The sequence below is a fragment of the Klebsiella sp. ZJOU C1 genome (assembly GCF_035620215.1).
Taxonomy (GTDB): Bacteria; Pseudomonadota; Gammaproteobacteria; order Enterobacterales; family Enterobacteriaceae; genus Klebsiella; species Klebsiella variicola.
Genome location: NZ_CP141644.1, coordinates 3,960,665 through 3,976,898 on the forward strand (window position 1 = coordinate 3,960,665; position 16,234 = coordinate 3,976,898).

Genomic DNA, 16,234 nt, shown 5'->3' on the forward strand with positions numbered 1-16,234 from the left:
ACTCTATTAGTCCGCCAGAAACAGCGGGCCCATTGGCAGCACCGGTAAATCATAGTGGGCCGGGTAATCCACCGACACCAGATACAACCCTTCCGCTTTTGCCGTTGCCGCAGCGAGCGTCCTGTCTTTTGCTGCCAGCAGTTCTGCCATCCAGCTCTCTGGCTGGTTTCCGGCCCCGACTTCCATCAGGCTGCCCACAATATTCCTGACCATATGATGTACAAAGGCATTCGCTTTGATATCCACCACCACATACGCGCCGTAGCGGGTAACGTTAATATGCATCACATTCCGCCACGGGGTACGCGACTGGCACTGTACCGCGCGAAACGAGGTAAAGTCATTCTCGCCCAGCAGACACTGCGCAGCGCGCTGCATGCGCTCGGCGTCGAGCGGCTGGTGAAAATGCGTCACGCCATGACTTAGCACCGCCGGGCGCAGGCGATGATTATAGATGACGTAGCGATAACGGCGCGCCGTGGCGCTGAACCGGGCGTGAAAATCCGCCGGCACATGTTTAACCCAACGCACCGCGATGTCACCAGGTAAATTCGCATTTACCCCCAGCGTCCAGGCGGCATCTTTACGCTGCGCCCGGGTTTCGAAATGCACCACCTGGCCGGTGCCATGGACACCGGCGTCGGTGCGGCCAGCGCAAAAGACGGTAATCGGTTCGTTCGCCACCTGCGAGAGCGCCTTTTCCAGCTTCTCCTGCACACTGCGCACTTCGTTTTGCCGCTGCCAGCCGTAATATTTGCTACCGTCGTACTCGATGCCCAGCGCGATTTTAAAGATCGGCTGTTGCTCCATCTCAGACATCAGTACAGGTACTCCTCAATCAGCTTCTCGGCGATTTTCACCGCCATCAGCGCCCCGCCGAAGCGCACGTTATCCGCGACGGACCAGAACTGAATCTGCTCCGGCATGCCGTAATCGTTATGCACGCAGCCGATGGAGAGACGAGCGTTGCCGGAGGCATCGCCAACCTGGGTCGGGAATTCTCCCTCTTCAGAAAGTTCGATATCCTCACCGCGGGTAAAGGCGTCACGCGCCTCTTCCGCCGCCAGCGGACGCATCGCTTCAAAGTTCACCATCTGCGCATGGCCGTAGAAGACCGGCGACTGGACCACGTTGGCGGAGATCATCAGCCCGTCATCCTGAAGAATTTTGCGCGCTTCATCGACGATACGGCGCTCTTCGCGCACGCTACCTTCCCGATCCGGCAGCAGCGGCAGCATGTTGAACGCCAGCTGGCGGCCAAAGAAATCGTCTTCATCGATGGGGATGCCGTTCAGCAGCTTGGCGCTCTGCCCTGCCAGTGCATCCACCGCTTTTTTCCCCTGCCCCGAGGCGGAGAGCAGGTTGGTGACGCTGATCCGCGATAGTCCCCCCTGGTCGATAAGCGGCTTGAGCGCCGTCAGCAGCTGGCTGGTCAGGCTATTGGGCACTGCAATCAGATTGCGGTTGCGGTAATCGCCTAACACGAACGGGTTCACGTCCGGCACCACCAGCGGTACGTCTGGCTCCAGCGCAAACAGGCCGCTGAGATCGATAACCAGACACCCGGCGTTGGTGGCGTCTTCAATATACGCCGCGCTGGCTTCGGCGCCGGCGGCGAAGAAAGCCAACTGGGCCTGGGTCCAGTCAAACTCGGCAGCGTCTTTGACGATCACTGACTTGCCACCAAAACGCAGATGTTCGCCCGCGCTTTCATTGCGCGCCAGAGCAAAAATCTCCCCCACCGGGAACTGGCGTTCAGCAAGAGTTTCGAGCAGGGCTTCGCCTACGGCGCCCGTTGCGCCCAGTACGGCAATATTCCAGCCTTCAGACATGGTGGTTTACTCCAGAAATAAAGCGGCCCTGCCGGAGTATCCGGCAGGGGCATTAAGAAGACATTAACGAACAGGATGATGCACAGCGTTAAAACCGAGCTGGCGCAATAGCGTCGCCGCCTGCGCATCGCTGCACTGTACGTATAGCGAAGACCATTCGCGGCGTTCCTGATAGTTTTTACGCAGCTTGTCAAATTCACCGGCGACGCCGGCCACCTTCCGCAGCGGCGCATCATCGCGGCGCACATCATACACCAAGTGGACCAGCCTTTTCAGCGTCGGCTGATCGAGCGGCCCATGCAGGGTGATGCGGCCAAATTCCGGCGCTGGCAACAGGGTATCCAGCGCCACCTGCTGCGGATGGCCGATAAAGGCGCTGTAGGCTTCAAAAACCTGCGTTGTCCCGCGCGCTTTCCCTTCGAGGGTGTAGCCGGCGATATGCGCGGTACCGATATCCACTCGCTTAAGAAGCTCTACGTTAAGATCCGGCTCAGGCTCCCAGACGTCCAGCACTACGCTCAGCGGCTGTCCAGCTTCCAGCCGTTTCAGCAGCGCAGCGTTATCTACCACCGGTCCGCGGCAGGCGTTGATCAAAATCGTTCCTGGCTTCAGACGGCTAATCAGCGACTCATCCGCCAGATGCTGGGTTTTATATGGCCCTTCTTTATACAGTGGGGTATGGAAGGTGAGGACATCAGCTTCCTGAACCAGCGCATCGAGGGAGCGGAAATCGCCTTCGTCTCCGCGATCGGCGCGCGGCGGATCGCAGAGCAGCGTTTTGATCCCCAGCGCTTCCAGCCGTTTTTGCAGTCGTCCACCGACGTTGCCGACGCCGACGATCCCGACGGTACGATCGCGCAGCGCGAAACCGTCGCGTTCGGCCAGCATCAGTAGCGATGAAAAGACATACTCCACCACCGCAATGGCGTTGCAGCCGGGCGCCGCGGAGAAACCAATCCCTGCCTGCTGCAGCCACGCCTGATCGACGTGATCGGTGCCAGCGGTAGCGGTGCCGACGAACTTAACGGCCTTACCGGAGAGCAATGCTTCATTGACCCGGGTGACCGAGCGTACCATTAAGGCATCCGCATCGGTCAGGGCCTCAGCCGGGACCGGACGCCCCGGAACCGCTTGCACATCGCCTAAACGGCTAAAAAGCTCACGGGCATAGGGCATATTTTCATCAACGAGGATTTTCACAGTTCAGTACCTGTCTGAGAACGAGAGTTAACCGGGGAAGTGTGCCATAATCTGGCCGCCAGGCATACTCATCACCTGGTTTCAGCACCGCGATATCGAAAGGATGAATCATGACGCACCCCCTTGCAGATATGCCAGACCGCCCTCCGGGGCGAGGTCCATCAGGCACTGCCGCCACCGGCGAACCTTCGCTTTCCATGCAGCAACGCACCGTCCTGGAGCGACTGATCACGCGCCTGGTGGCGCTGACCTCGCAGCAGAATGCGGAAGTGTGGGCCTGCGTCAAGCATGATCTCGGACTGAAAGGCGACACGCCGCTGCTGGCCTGCCATTTCAGCGCCGCGGAGGCCAGTCTCAATCAGCGTTTAGCCGCCGCTCAGGACAATCATCATCATCGTCAGACGCTGGCGCAGCTCAGCGATCTGCTGGGTCAGGGCAATAACCGTCAGGCGGTCAGCGATTATATTCGTCAACATTATGGGCAAACGGCGCTGCATGCGCTAAGCCAGCCGCAGCTGGAGAACATTCTGCACCTGCTGCAGCGCGGCCAGCTATCGATCCCGCAACCGCAGCAGCGCCCGCCGACCCTGCGCCCGCTGTTGCCGGCCGAGCACAACACGCTCAATCAGCTGGTGACTAAGCTGGCGGCTGCCACCGGCGAACCGAGCAAACTGATTTGGCAATCCATGCTGGAACTTTGCGGCGTCAAATCCGGAGAGCTTATCCCGGCGACGCACTTCACGCCGCTTTCATACTGGCTGCAGGCGCGGCAAACGCTGAGTGCGCAAAGCGCGCCCACGCTCACCTCGCTGCAGGGTGCGCTCAAGCAGCCGCTGGAGGCCGCAGAATGGCAAAAGATTGTCGACTTTGCTCGTCGCAGCTGGCAGGTCACCCCGCAGACGACGCTGAGCCCAGCGCAGATCCTGGCGCTGTTGAATAAGGTGTTTGTGCTGCGGGTAGCCCGCGCCCAGGAGACGCTGGCCATCCCGCAGGAAAAGGCCGCGCCGAAACGAGCGTGGGCCGCTAAGCCGTGGCAGCTGGCGCTGGGCGGTGTGCTGATCCTGCTCCTTCTGCTGTGGTGGCTGCTGTAGCCCACGCCTTAGGAAAGCGCGCCCGCCTCATGCGGGCGCTCGTTAAGTGATTTGCCGGTTACCACCACACCTCGGCCTGAACGCCAACCATAAACTCATCTTTGCTGTCGTCGTTGAACGCAAACTGCGACAACTGGTTATCGAGAATATTGATATACGTTCCATAGAAGCGAATTTCAGGACGTGACCCCAGCAGGCTCGGCCCAACCTTCAGCGCATGGTACAGCGTCGTTTTATACGCTGACTCCTGCAGATCGTCGCCCTGACGGGTGTTGTTTTTCTGGGTAAACCACCCCAGCTCGATCCCGGTCTGGTTCCAGGTGTCCCATATCCACGCCGGGCGGATCACCGCGCGCAGGCTGTCGAAATCGCTGTGCGCTCCGCTTTCATAGCTATACACATCATTGCCATGGGCCCACACCAGCGAATTGGCCATGATAATGCGATCGGCGAGATACATTTCCCCCTGCGAGATCAGACGCCAGGCCACGCCGTTGGTATGATCGCCATAGTAATAGCGTCCGCTGGCCATGGAGTTACTGGCGCCGGAGAAGTTGGCGAAACTGCTGGCGTACGAGTTGTTCGCCACCTGCAGCGTAAATTCGTTAAAGCCCTTGCGCTCCAGCTCCTGACGAATAATGGCGGTGGCCATCCAGGTATCTTTGAACCGGAAGTAGCTGTTGTTATCCTCGTTTCTCTCCTGCTCGTCATTTTTATTTGCGAACGCATATTTGCCCATTAGCGACAGAGACCCCGACTGCCACAGGGGAATATTGCGATAGCGCAGGTCGACTGAGTTGGTGTTCATCTGAGTGGTTTGTGTGAAATCTCGTGAATATACGTCGACGTCGTTCCTGCTGATGGACGCATCCAGCTGGCCAACCCCCAGCGCCCAGTTCTGGATCCCGACCCCGGCCGCAACGTCGGTGGTCAGTGACTTCCAGTCCAGCATCTGAATTTCATACTCGGGCAGTTTATGTTTGCCGACCCAGAAATCCGCCTCTGGCGCGAACGGCAGAAAACCTTTGGTGGTCAGGTAAATATCACTAAACTGCAAAATGCTGTCGGTATCCTGGCCAGCAAACCAGGCGTCGTTATACTGCTCGCCGACGTTACCGTCGTACGTCACAACGGCATTCGCCGTTTTGCCATCCTGGTTATAGACCCGCTGATTCAATGTTAAGTCGAACCAGCCACTCATTTCATTACCGAAACGACCCAGCGAGCCGGGGGCGTAGGTCTGCGACGATCCGTGATTTGATGTTCCCCAGCCGGAACGGAAGTACCCCTGGTAGCTAAAGCCAATATCATCTTTAACAAATTTACTGATGTCCTTCAGGGTGACGCTTTCCAGTTTCGGCTTCTGGCCTTCGGTATCAATAACCGCCACCTGCTGAGTGGCTTTCACCTGCACCGGGGCCGCTTTTTTACTCAGTTCATTATTTTCATTGGCTATATTTTCCGCCACCGGCGACGTTGCTGTTGGATAACCCGTCGTGACATGACGTTTTTCATTCTCCTTAATACTTTTTTGTAATTCGGCCACCTTACCTTTATAGGTCGATAATTGTGATTGCGTTTTTTGTAGCTCTTTTTTATTCGCCGAAAGTTCAGACTCCAGTAATTCCAGACGCTGTTCAATGGTTAATTTAGCCGCCATCACATCACTTGTCGAAATAGCCAGCAGTACCGATAAAGACAATAAGCTCACCTTCAATTGACTTGAATACATAGGGTACCTTTACATATTGTTATAATTGGCCTTCAGCCAGAACGGCTGAAGGCGGGTAAATCAGGCAGAGCGCTCCTGGCGCAGGGCAATAATTTCTTTGGCTAAATCCTGGCACAGCATCGCGGTCATTAAGTGATCCTGGGCGTGCACCAGAATAAGGTTAACGGTGATTTTTCCGCAGCCTTCGTCCTGACCTATCAACGCCGTTTGGATCTGATGCGCAGCCCGACAGGCCGCTTCCGAGCTGGCCATCAAATCCGCTGCCCGCCCCCATTCCCGCTGCCGGGAGGCGGCAATCGCCTCCATGGCGTCTGATCGCGCCTGACCAGCATAAATCAGCAACTCCATGACCGTACTTTCATCTGCAAACATCGCCATCCTCCTGGTCGGTCGCCGCCGCGGTATTGACCTTGTTAGCGGCAATCACAAACGGTAAGTAAATGAGTGTTGAAACCGCGAGGCACAGAATGCCGACAAATAGCGCCAGCCAGTTGCCGCCGGTGCCAAAGAAGGCGATAAGCGGCCCGGGCGTGGTCCAGGGTACGGCGTAAGCAATCGGCGGAATAAACTCCATGCTAATAAAGAAATAACCGATCAATGAATTCACAAACGGCACCAGAATAAACGGGATCACCAGGATAGGGTTAAGCACAATCGGCAGGCCAAACATCACCGGTTCATTGATGTTAAACAGGCCCGGCACGAAGGCCATTTTTGCCAGGTCACGATAATCTTTGCGCCGTGAGGCAATAAAGATGGCCAGTAACAGGCCCAGCGTCATACCCGACCCGCCGCAGTTGGCAAACGCATCGTTGATGCCAGTCCAGGTAATGGGGTACGGTGCCCCCCAGGTGCTGCCATGCGAGGCGGCATAGGAGAGGTTTTCGAGGTTGGCTTCCGAGAAGATGGTCTCGCGGATGGCGGCCACGGTGTTCGGACCATGGATCCCCAGCACCCACAGGAAATTCGCTACCAGCCCCAGCACCAGAACCGTCACGATGTTGGTCCCCATATCCTTCAGCGGCGCCTGAATAAGGGTATAGATCAGATCGTTAAGGCCGTTAGGCGAAATACGCGTCAACAAATAGTTGAGGATCGAAAAGAAGATCATCACGAAGAAGATCGGCAACAACACCTTAAAGGAACGCGCCACCGCCGGCGGCACCGCAGCCGGCATCGTGATGGTCACCCTTGGGTTGCGCGCCAGGCGGCAAAAGAGTTCGCTGGAAATCAGCGCGACGATAATCGCCACAAACAACCCCTGCGGGCCAAGATATTTGGTCGCCAGATAGGCCTGGCCATCAATGATGGTATAAGGCGTGTACACCACAAAAAAGGCGCCGATCGCCGTCAGGCCGCACAGGAGATCGTCCTGCTGATAGCTGATCGCCATATTGCGCGCCACCAGAAAGGTGATCAATATCGCCATAATATTGACCGAACCGTTCATTACCGGGGTGAAAATCTGCTGCGCCTCCGCGAGGTGGGGGAATATCGCCCCTAAATGCAGAATACTGGCGATAAATCCGTCAGGCGACAAAATAGCAAAGTTGATAAGAATAATCAGCGAACTGGCCATGACGATGGGAAACGAAAGAATAAACGCATCGCGAATCGCTGAAACGTGGATCTGAGAATTTAACTTAATCGCGACAGGCACGAGGATTTTTTCCATGCCGCGCTCAAAGGTATCCATGAAACTCATGACGAACCCTTATTCATAATAATTTATTAACGTCATCGTGTTTTTTAGCCGCAGCAGCCCAGGGCAGCAACGAAAGTACCCACACGATAACGGGGATAAATGAGAAAACTATTGGTTTGCCAATAATGCCAGCGCACTTTCCAGAACAGCTTTACCGTCCATTTGCCCATAATATTTCATATCAATCACCGCCACGGGTATTTTTCCCTGAGCCACCTCTTCTATTTCCTTTTTTTGAAAGCGGACCTGTGGTCCCAAAAGGACGACATCTACTTCATTGTTCTTAATTTTTTCTTTAGCTTCAGAAATGGCCAGCGCATTGATATTAACCTGAGCCTTAATATTTTCAGCCTGCTCCAGCATGCGTTTCACCAGCATACTGGTCGACATTCCCGCCGCACACACTAATAATATATTTTGCATTACCCCTTCCTGTTTTATTTATGACCTCAATTGACGAGCACTTTAATAATTGTTAATTTTCTTAACCGCGGTTTTGATCACAGTTAGCCATACCAAAGTGGTGCAGAAGCAAAGCAAAAAATGAACGTCTTGCCCTGTATTTAACAACATACGTTAGCAAGCCCATGTTTCCAAAGGGATTGTGGAGGTTCAAAAGTGGTTTACAAAAATATCGTCAATTTGCTTAAAAAAAAAATTAATAGCCCGTTCTACAACATTGGCGATCTTCTGCCGGCCGAAAAAGAGTTGGCAGAACTTTATGATGTTTCACGCAATACGTTACGTAAGGCGCTGAAAACCCTGGAAGAGGATGGTTTAATCGAACGCCGACATGGCTCAGGCACATGGATTAGAAATAAGCATTTCCAGGCGTCGGTGACACACTTAGACAGTTTTACCGAAATTGCCCGTAATCAGGGGAAAACGCCCTCCAGCCAGATCCTCAAATTCGAGTTACAGCCAGCGTCGGAGGAAATTGCCCGTGGACTGCAATTGCAGCATGGCGAAGCGGTATATTATGCTAAGAGATTACGTTTTATCGATAATATTGCCATGCAATTAGAAGAAACCTGGCTCTCCGCGACCCGTTTTCCCGATCTGACCATCGCGCATATGAAGAAATCGAAGTTTTCATATATAGAAAACGAATGTGGGGTAAGAATAAATGGATGTTACGAATCAATAGTGCCGGTGCTCCCAACGCCTGAGCTGGCAACCCTCCTGCATATCAGCGCTAAAGATCCGATTATCCGCATGCAGACGCAGGCGATTGATGAACACCACCAGCCTATCGATTATTCCATTCTGTATACCAATATGTTTGAATTCCAGGTGAAGTATTATCTGCCGCGACAGACGGCGTCCGGTCTGCCCGCAAGCAAGACCGGACAATAACTTAACCCTGGCGGCGAAAAGAGACGAGGGTGACGAGGATCCCCAGCGCCGCGCAGAGGGCGCCGGCAAGGAACACCGACGAGTAGCCCAGCGAGGTCGCCAGCAGGCCGGTCAGCGGCCCGGTCAGGCCATAGGAGATGTCCTGAAAGGCCGCATAGCCGCCGAGCGCGGTGCCGCGCACCTGCGCCGGGACGCGCTTCACCACCTCCACGCCGAGCGACGGGAAAATCAGTGAGCAACCGCATCCGGTTAGCGCCGCACCGGCCAGCGCCAGCCAGGCATTCGGCGCCAGCCCCAGCAGGGTCAGACCAACCGCCTCTATCATCAGCGAAACCATCGCCACCCTGACGCCGCCAAACCGGTCCGGCATCCAGCCAAACAGAATACGCATCACGACGAAGGCGCCGCCAAACGCCGTCAGGGTAAAGCCGGCCATCGGCCAGCTATGGCTGGCGAAATAGAGGGAAACGAAGGTGCCGATCACCGCAAAACCAACGCCCTGCAGGCCCAGGCCAATGCCTGGCCGCCAGATCATGCCGATGACGCTCCATAATGAAGGCCGCTCGCCACCGTGAGCCGCCACTTTGCGCACGGTACCGTTAATAAGCCAGGCAACGAGCGGTAATCCCATGGTGACGCAGGCCAGCACCGCCACGCCGAAATGGCTATAGATCAATAATCCCAGCGGGGCGCCCACCGCCAGCGAACCGTACATCGCCATGCCATTCCATGACATCACTTTGCCGGAGCGGGCCGGCCCCACCAGCCCCATCCCCCAGCTCAGGTTACCGGTCAGCAGCTGGCTTTCGCCAAACCCGAGGATCAGGCGGCCCAGCAGCAGCAGGCCAAGCCTGGCGAGCACCGGCAACGGCAACAGCGCAGCGGCCAGCCATGCCGCGCCCGCCAGGGCGCAGGCCAGCATCCCTTGCAGGACGGAGCGTTTAGCGCCGTACTGGTCTGCCAGGCGGCCGGCGTAGCCGCGGGTCAGAACGGTGGCGAGGAACTGGATCCCTACCGCCACGCCAACCACGGTGTTGCCAAATCCCAGCTCCTGATGGACAAAGAGCGGGATCACCGGCAGCGGCAAACCAACAGTCATATAGGTCAAAAAGACGGCAAACGTAATACGGAAAAGCGAAAAATTCGCCGAAGAATGGGATGTTGTTTCAGTAACTGCGGACATGCATTACTCCAGATTCGCAGAGTAAGGCGAGCAAAGCGACACGCCCCCTCCACCTGATTATCAGGGTTAAGGCGCGTTGGTTGACGTTAAACGCTTACGCATTAGTGGAGAGACTAATGGATCCGCCAGCAGTGTGCCTGCTGGCCCTTACCCTGTCAAGATAACGAAAAAGGGGAGCCGGTGGCTCCCCTCTGCACTTCGCATGCTGATTAGGCGTTGTATTTACGCATCACCAGCGTGGCGTTGGTGCCGCCGAAGCCGAAGCTGTTGGACATCACGGTGGTCAGCTTAGCGTCAGTCGGTTTGGTGACGATGTTCAGGCCGGCAGCCTGCTCGTCCAGCTCTTCGACGTTAATGCTCGGCGCGATAAAGCCGTGCTCCAGCATCAGCAGGGAGTAGATGGCTTCCTGTACGCCCGCCGCGCCCAGCGAGTGGCCGGTCATCGCTTTGGTTGCCGAGATAGCCGGGCTGTTGTCGCCGAACACTTCGCGGATGGCGCCCAGCTCTTTCACGTCGCCGACCGGAGTAGACGTACCGTGGGAGTTCAGGTAATCGATCGGCGTATCAACACCGTGCATCGCCATCTGCATGCAGCGCACTGCGCCTTCACCAGACGGGGCGACCATGTCCGCGCCATCGGAAGTTGCGCCGTAACCGACGATTTCGGCATAGATGTGCGCGCCACGCGCCAGGGCGTGTTCCAGTTCTTCCACCACGACCATACCGCCGCCGCCGGCGATAACGAAGCCATCACGGTTCGCATCATAAGTACGGGACGCTTTTTCCGGGGTGTCGTTGTATTTGGTGGACAGTGCGCCCATGGCGTCGAACTCGCAGGCCATTTCCCAGCACAGCTCTTCGCCGCCGCCGGCAAAGACGATGTCCTGTTTACCCAGCTGGATCTGCTCTACCGCGTTACCAATACAATGGGCGGAAGTGGCGCAGGCCGAGCTGATGGAGTAGTTAACGCCGTGGATTTTGAACGGCGTAGCGAGGCAGGCGGAAACGCCGGAAGCCATCGCTTTCGTGACTACATACGGGCCCACGGCTTTCAGACCACGCGGGCTACGCATGGCATCAGCGCCGAAGACCTGGAATTTCGGGGAGCCGCCGCCGGAGCCTGCGATCAGGCCAACACGCGGGTTGCTCTGGTATGCTTCCGGCGCCAGACCTGCGTCGGCAACGGCCTGTTCCATGGACAGGTAAGCATAGATAGAAGCGTCGCTCATAAAGCGCACTACTTTGCGGTCAATGAGGCCAGTGGTATCCAGTTTGACGTTGCCCCATACGTGGCTGCGCATCCCTGAATCTTTAAGCTCCTGAGAGAAAGTGATCCCTGAACGTCCTTCACGCAGAGATGCCAGGACTTCCTGCTGGTTATTACCGATGCTGGAAACGATGCCCAAGCCAGTAATCACTGCACGTTTCATTAAATACCTCTGTAAGTCGCACTATTTTAAGTTTCGTGTCGCACAATAGCGTACACTTGTACGCCGAACAAGTCCGATCAGACATTTTGTGTATAAATTTGCGCCCTCAGGCACACATCGTTAAGATCGTGCTACGCCTTGTGATTCGAGTAACTTACGTGAAACAAAACGCCATACAACCCGCCAACCTGGAATTCAACGCTGAGGGTACACCTGTTTCCCGAGATTTCGACGATGTTTACTTTTCCAATGACAACGGTCTGGAAGAGACTCGCTACGTTTTTCTCGGTGGAAATCGCCTGCCGGAGCGTTTCGCCAGCCACCCTCGCCCGCTGATGATCGTCGCGGAGAGCGGCTTCGGTACCGGGCTCAATTTCCTCACCCTGTGGCAGGCGTTTGACGTTTTTGTTCGTGATAACCCGGACGTTACCCTGCAAAGGTTACATTTCATCAGTTTTGAAAAATATCCGTTAAAGGCTGAGGATCTCCGCCTGGCGCACCAGCGCTGGCCAGAGCTGGCTCCGTGGGCGCACCAGCTGCAGGCGCAATGGCCGTCGGCCTTCGGCGGATGCCATCGTCTGCTGCTCGACGGCGGGCGGGTGACGCTCGATTTGTGGTTTGGCGATATCAATGAGCTGACCAGGGAGCTGGATGATTCGCTGAACCAGCAGGTGGACGCCTGGTTTCTTGACGGCTTTGCCCCGGCCAAAAATCCCGACATGTGGACCCAGGATCTGTTCAATGCCATGGCACGTCTGGCGCGGCCCGGCGGGACGCTGGCCACCTTTACCTCCGCAGGGTTTGTCCGCCGCGGCCTGCAGGAGGCCGGCTTTACCATGCGTAAAAGCAAAGGCTTCGGCCGCAAGCGGGAGATGCTGACCGGCGAGATGGCGCAAACGCTGAGCTTTCCTGCGCGCGTCCCCTGGTTCGCTCGCAGTAGCAGCGATGCCCGCGAGGTAGCCATCATCGGCGGCGGGATCGCCAGCGCCCTGCTCTCCCTTGCGCTGCTGCGCCGCGGTTGGCAGGTGACCCTCTACTGCGCCGACGACGCCCCGGCGCAGGGCGCCTCCGGCAATCGCCAGGGTGCGCTGTATCCGCTGTTAAGCCAGCACGATCCGGCGCTGGCGCGCTTTTTCCCGGCGGCCTTTACCTTTGCCCGCCGAATGTATGACGCGCTGCCGGTGATGTTCGATCATCAATGGTGCGGTGTCACCCAGCTCGGCTGGGATGAAAAAAGCGCGCACAAAATCGCCCAGATGCTGGCGCTGAGTTTACCCCCGGACATCGCCTGCGCGGTGACGGCGGAACAGGTTGTCGGGTTGACCGGCGTCGATACCGGCTGCGGCGGCATCACTTATCCGGCCGGCGGCTGGCTGTGCCCGCAGCAGCTCACCGCCGAATTGCTGGCGCTGGCGGCAACTCGCGGACTGCACGTGCACTATGGTTATCACGTTGAAACGCTCAGCGCGGAGGGCGATGGTTGGCTGCTCAATCAGCAGCGCAATCATCAGGCGGTGGTGCTGGCGAACGGCCACAGCATCGCGGATTTTGCGCAAACCGCGCAGCTGCCGGTCTACCCTGTTGGCGGCCAGGTCAGTCATATACCTACCACTCCGCGGCTTTCCGCCCTGCGCCAGGTGCTGTGCTACGATGGCTACCTGACGCCGCATAATCCGCAAAATCAGCAGCACTGTATTGGCGCCAGCTACCATCGCGGGAAGACCGACACCACCTTCAGCGAGGAAGATCAGCAGCACAACCGGCAACGGTTGATCGACTGTCTCCCGAACGCGGAGTGGACGCTGGACGTGGATATCAGCGCCAATGCCGCCCGCTGCGGCGTGCGCTGCGCCACCCGCGATCACCTGCCAATGGTCGGCAACGTGCCAGACTATGAGGCAACATTGACGCAATACGCCAGCCTCCACGAACAGCAGGATCACGCCGGTCGCGCGCCGGTCTGTCACAACCTGTTTATGCTTGGGGCGCTCGGATCGCGCGGACTTTGCACCGCGCCGTTAAGCGCTGAGCTGCTGGCGGCGCAGATGAGCGGTGAACCGCTGCCGCTGGATAGCGATACTCTGGCGGCGCTGAATCCGAATCGGCTGTGGGTGAGAAAACTGCTGAAGGGAAAAGCGGTGAAATAAAACCATGAGGGCAGGCAATTTCCCGGGTACGGCTGACGCCTGACCCGGGCTACAATATGGCTCAGGCCTGATTTTTCGCCTGTTGATACAGGTTATGCCACATCCCCTGCACCAGAATTTGGTCCGGCGGCGACAGTTCGCCAGCGCTGATGGCCTTCTCCAGGCTCTGGCTGACCTTACTGTTTACCGCTTCAGCAGAATGCTCGCCCTCACCTTCCAGCTCAGCCACCGCCAGCGTCAGGTGGCCGCGCAGATAACCGCCGGCAAACAATTCATCATCACTGGCGTGGTCTACCATGTTGTCAATCAGCGCCAGAATGCGTGATTCAAACTCCGCGATCATCATCTTACCTCTTGTCATGTAATGTGTGGCCTTAGTGCAGGTCTTCCGGCCACGGAAAGTGTTCCGCCGTCAATGTCGGCGTTTGATAATAATGTTGCAATGCGCGAATAAAACGCGCCGGACGTTCGGGGATCCCTTGTTCAAGCAAAGTCATTACCCGAGCATGAACCCGGCGCTGGAAGGCGATGCGATCGGGCTCAACGTCTCCTTCCAGATTGTCACAGCTGACGTTAAACGGAAATCCCGCCGCCACGCAGAACAGCCACTCATAGGCCTGCGGTTTCACCTCGACGTCCTCAAACTGGCTTTGAGTCATCGCATCGCGGCCATCCGGGCAGTACCAGTAGCCAAAATCGACTCGTTCGCGGCGCGCTTTGCCGGCGACACACCAGTGAGAAATCTCGTGCAGGGCGCTGGCAAAAAACCCGTGCGCAAACACGATACGGTGATAGGGCGTGTCGTCATCGGCCGGAAGGTAGATCGGCTCATCGTCGCCTTTTACCAGGCGAGTATTAAATTCTTCGGCAAAGCAACTGTCGAAAAGGTCAATCAGTTGCTGATAATGGTGTTGCTGTTGCATTAATGAATTCCCAACCACTGCAAAATCTCAGCCCCGTGGCTGTCATAGAGAAGCTTCGCGCTCATCACCGCCGAGACGATAACGATCATCGGCCGGATCAGCGACTGCCCTTTACTCAGCACCAGCCGGGAGCCGGCGCGAGCGCCAATAAACTGGCCGGCCATCATCACAAAGCCGGTGGCCCAGATGACCTTCCCGCCGATGATAAACAGCAGCAGACCGCCGACGTTTGAGGTCGCGTTCAGCAGCTTGGCATGGGCCGTCGACTTCGCCAGGTTAAATCCGGCCAGGGTGACAAAAGCCAGTGCATAAAACGAACCGGCGCCGGGGCCAAAAAAGCCGTCGTAGAATCCTACGCTGCCGCCAGCAACCAGCGCAAACGGCAGACCGTACAGCCGACGCTGCCGGTCCGCTTCGCCCAGTTTCGGCATCAGCAGAAAATAGAGACCGATGCCGATCACCAGCAACGGCAGGATCTGCTTAAGAATATCGGACTGGACGTGCTGGACCAGCAGCGCACCCGCGGTTGAGCCGATAAAGGTCATCAGAATATTCAGCTTCTGATCGGCGAGGCTGACCACCTTACGGCGGACAAAATAGAGGGTCGCCGATAGCGACCCGCCGCAGGCCTGCAGCTTATTGGTCGCCAGCGCCTGCGCTGGCGGCATGCCGGCCGCCATCAGTGCAGGGACAGTCAATAAGCCCCCGCCTCCGGCCAGTGAGTCAATAAAACCGGCCAGGATGGCGACAAAGAAGAGTACCACCAGCACCAACGGCGATACGGCAAACAACTCGATAAAACTATCCATTACAGCACATGCTCATCCAGTAGCGCCTGACAGGAAGGCGGCAACGGCGGCGGCGTCTTCTTCACAGGGGGGGTAGACCCGGGTTTAGGTGGTTCGAACCAGCTCTGCAGCTCCGCTCCGCAGCCATCGCCGGGCGGCGGTGGCGCCTGATCCTCGCACTCCAGACTTCCCGCCGGGCAACGCAGTCGGACGTGCATATGAGCGCGATGCTGGAACCAGGGACGGACTTTACGCAGCCACTGGCGGTCGCTGCCCGCGTCCAGGCACAGTTGCTGTTTAATCGCCGGGTTGACGAAAATACGGGTGACCTCGCTATCTTCCGCCGCCAGCTTGATCAGCTGGCTGATTTGCGGGCTCCACAGCGACGGCACCACGTGCTTGCCGTCGCTGGCGACCAGATCCAGCGCCTGCGGCTTCAACAACTGAGACGATGTCCAGCGCGTTTGCGGCAGCTGGAGGAAAATATCGACATCCAGGCCCGTCTGGTGACTGGCGTGACCGCCGTTAAAGCGCCCGCCTGCCGGCATCCCCATGTCGCCAATCAGCACGGTTCCCATTCCTTTATTGTGCACCTGATTACTCAGGCGCTGAATAAACTGAACCAGATCCGGATGACCGAAGTAGCGACGCTGATCGGTACGCATCACCTGATAGCCGGTGGCGCTCAGAGGGAGCGCCTCGGCGCCCACGATACAGCCATTGGAAAATGCGCCGATTGACTGGGCGCTGCCGCCGATCGGCTGGGATATTTTCTGCCACGGCGTCGCGGCCAGGCTACCGGCGCTGGCCAGCAGCGCGAGCAGTGCGATAACGGTGTTTTTCATGG

Annotated in this window: 16 protein-coding genes; 3 read left to right on the forward strand and 13 right to left on the reverse strand. The window is 57.3% G+C overall.

Translation table 11 applies throughout. The features are described from left to right. Window positions 1-6: 6 nt before the first annotated feature. From truA to pdxB, 3 genes are all read right to left on the reverse strand, one after another. The gene (truA, locus tag SPE70_RS18905) at window positions 7-819 is read right to left on the reverse strand and encodes a tRNA pseudouridine(38-40) synthase TruA (RefSeq protein ID WP_008803925.1); all 813 of its coding nucleotides are present in this window, start codon (window positions 817-819) and stop codon (window positions 7-9) included. Next, window positions 819-1,832: an aspartate-semialdehyde dehydrogenase gene (locus SPE70_RS18910; RefSeq protein WP_008803924.1), complete on the reverse strand. Its 1,014-nt coding sequence runs from the start codon at window positions 1,830-1,832 to the stop codon at window positions 819-821. The genes truA and SPE70_RS18910 overlap by 1 nt, the downstream gene beginning before the upstream one ends. A 63-nt stretch (window positions 1,833-1,895) precedes the next feature. Further along, complete coding sequence (pdxB, locus tag SPE70_RS18915; protein ID WP_008803923.1) at window positions 1,896-3,032, reverse strand: 4-phosphoerythronate dehydrogenase PdxB; 1,137 nt, start codon at window positions 3,030-3,032, stop codon at window positions 1,896-1,898. Window positions 3,033-3,142: 110 nt separating this feature from the next. Here pdxB and flk point away from each other — a divergent pair, with 110 nt between their 5' ends. Next, the gene (flk, locus tag SPE70_RS18920) at window positions 3,143-4,123 is read left to right on the forward strand and encodes a flagella biosynthesis regulator Flk (protein ID WP_048293507.1); all 981 of its coding nucleotides are present in this window, start codon (window positions 3,143-3,145) and stop codon (window positions 4,121-4,123) included. Window positions 4,124-4,181: 58 nt separating this feature from the next. Here flk and SPE70_RS18925 read toward each other — a convergent pair whose 3' ends face one another. The 4 genes from SPE70_RS18925 to SPE70_RS18940 all read right to left on the reverse strand — a co-directional run bounded on the left by SPE70_RS18925 (window position 4,182) and on the right by SPE70_RS18940 (window position 7,983). After that, the gene (locus SPE70_RS18925; protein ID WP_032730860.1) at window positions 4,182-5,855 is read right to left on the reverse strand and encodes a carbohydrate porin; all 1,674 of its coding nucleotides are present in this window, start codon (window positions 5,853-5,855) and stop codon (window positions 4,182-4,184) included. A gap of 60 nt (window positions 5,856-5,915) precedes the next feature. Then, window positions 5,916-6,227 carry a PTS lactose/cellobiose transporter subunit IIA gene (locus SPE70_RS18930; RefSeq protein ID WP_032730861.1) on the reverse strand — a complete coding sequence of 104 codons (312 nt, stop codon included), beginning with the start codon at window positions 6,225-6,227 and terminating at the stop codon, window positions 5,916-5,918. Beyond that, window positions 6,214-7,560, reverse strand: a complete 1,347-nt coding sequence (locus SPE70_RS18935) for a PTS sugar transporter subunit IIC (RefSeq protein WP_032730862.1) — start codon at window positions 7,558-7,560, stop codon at window positions 6,214-6,216. The genes SPE70_RS18930 and SPE70_RS18935 overlap by 14 nt, the downstream gene beginning before the upstream one ends. A 108-nt stretch (window positions 7,561-7,668) precedes the next feature. Then, a complete protein-coding gene (locus SPE70_RS18940) occupies window positions 7,669-7,983 on the reverse strand; it encodes a PTS sugar transporter subunit IIB (RefSeq protein WP_022066023.1) in 315 nt (104 codons plus the stop codon). A 195-nt stretch (window positions 7,984-8,178) separates the two neighbouring features. On the opposite strand from SPE70_RS18940, the gene SPE70_RS18945 reads away from it, so the two are divergent. Beyond that, the gene (locus tag SPE70_RS18945) at window positions 8,179-8,916 is read left to right on the forward strand and encodes a GntR family transcriptional regulator (protein WP_136047292.1); all 738 of its coding nucleotides are present in this window, start codon (window positions 8,179-8,181) and stop codon (window positions 8,914-8,916) included. 1 nt (window position 8,917) lies between these two features. Here SPE70_RS18945 and SPE70_RS18950 read toward each other — a convergent pair whose 3' ends face one another. Continuing rightward, entirely contained in the window at window positions 8,918-10,099 is a 1,182-nt protein-coding gene (locus SPE70_RS18950; RefSeq protein ID WP_012540965.1) for an MFS transporter, read from the reverse strand. Between the two features lie 209 nt (window positions 10,100-10,308). Continuing rightward, window positions 10,309-11,529: a beta-ketoacyl-ACP synthase I gene (gene fabB / locus SPE70_RS18955; protein WP_008803915.1), complete on the reverse strand. Its 1,221-nt coding sequence runs from the start codon at window positions 11,527-11,529 to the stop codon at window positions 10,309-10,311. A gap of 158 nt (window positions 11,530-11,687) precedes the next feature. Between fabB and mnmC the strand changes: the two genes are divergently transcribed. Continuing rightward, complete coding sequence (gene mnmC, locus SPE70_RS18960) at window positions 11,688-13,676, forward strand: bifunctional tRNA (5-methylaminomethyl-2-thiouridine)(34)-methyltransferase MnmC2/FAD-dependent 5-carboxymethylaminomethyl-2-thiouridine(34) oxidoreductase MnmC1 (protein ID WP_064170465.1); 1,989 nt, start codon at window positions 11,688-11,690, stop codon at window positions 13,674-13,676. A gap of 61 nt (window positions 13,677-13,737) precedes the next feature. On the opposite strand, the gene SPE70_RS18965 is transcribed toward mnmC, so the two are convergent. Genes SPE70_RS18965 through mepA form a run of 4 tightly spaced genes read right to left on the reverse strand, consistent with a single transcriptional unit; the run spans window position 13,738 to window position 16,232 of the window. Beyond that, complete coding sequence (locus SPE70_RS18965) at window positions 13,738-14,019, reverse strand: YfcL family protein (RefSeq protein ID WP_008803913.1); 282 nt, start codon at window positions 14,017-14,019, stop codon at window positions 13,738-13,740. Between the two features lie 31 nt (window positions 14,020-14,050). Further along, window positions 14,051-14,599, reverse strand: a complete 549-nt coding sequence (locus SPE70_RS18970; protein ID WP_012540963.1) for an elongation factor P hydroxylase — start codon at window positions 14,597-14,599, stop codon at window positions 14,051-14,053. Then, window positions 14,599-15,408 carry a sulfite exporter TauE/SafE family protein gene (locus tag SPE70_RS18975; protein ID WP_008803911.1) on the reverse strand — a complete coding sequence of 270 codons (810 nt, stop codon included), beginning with the start codon at window positions 15,406-15,408 and terminating at the stop codon, window positions 14,599-14,601. Before SPE70_RS18975 ends, SPE70_RS18970 begins: the two co-directional genes overlap by 1 nt. Continuing rightward, window positions 15,408-16,232, reverse strand: coding sequence for a penicillin-insensitive murein endopeptidase (mepA, locus tag SPE70_RS18980; protein ID WP_008803910.1), 825 nt, complete (start codon window positions 16,230-16,232; stop codon window positions 15,408-15,410). The genes SPE70_RS18975 and mepA overlap by 1 nt, the downstream gene beginning before the upstream one ends. Window positions 16,233-16,234 lie beyond the last annotated feature (2 nt).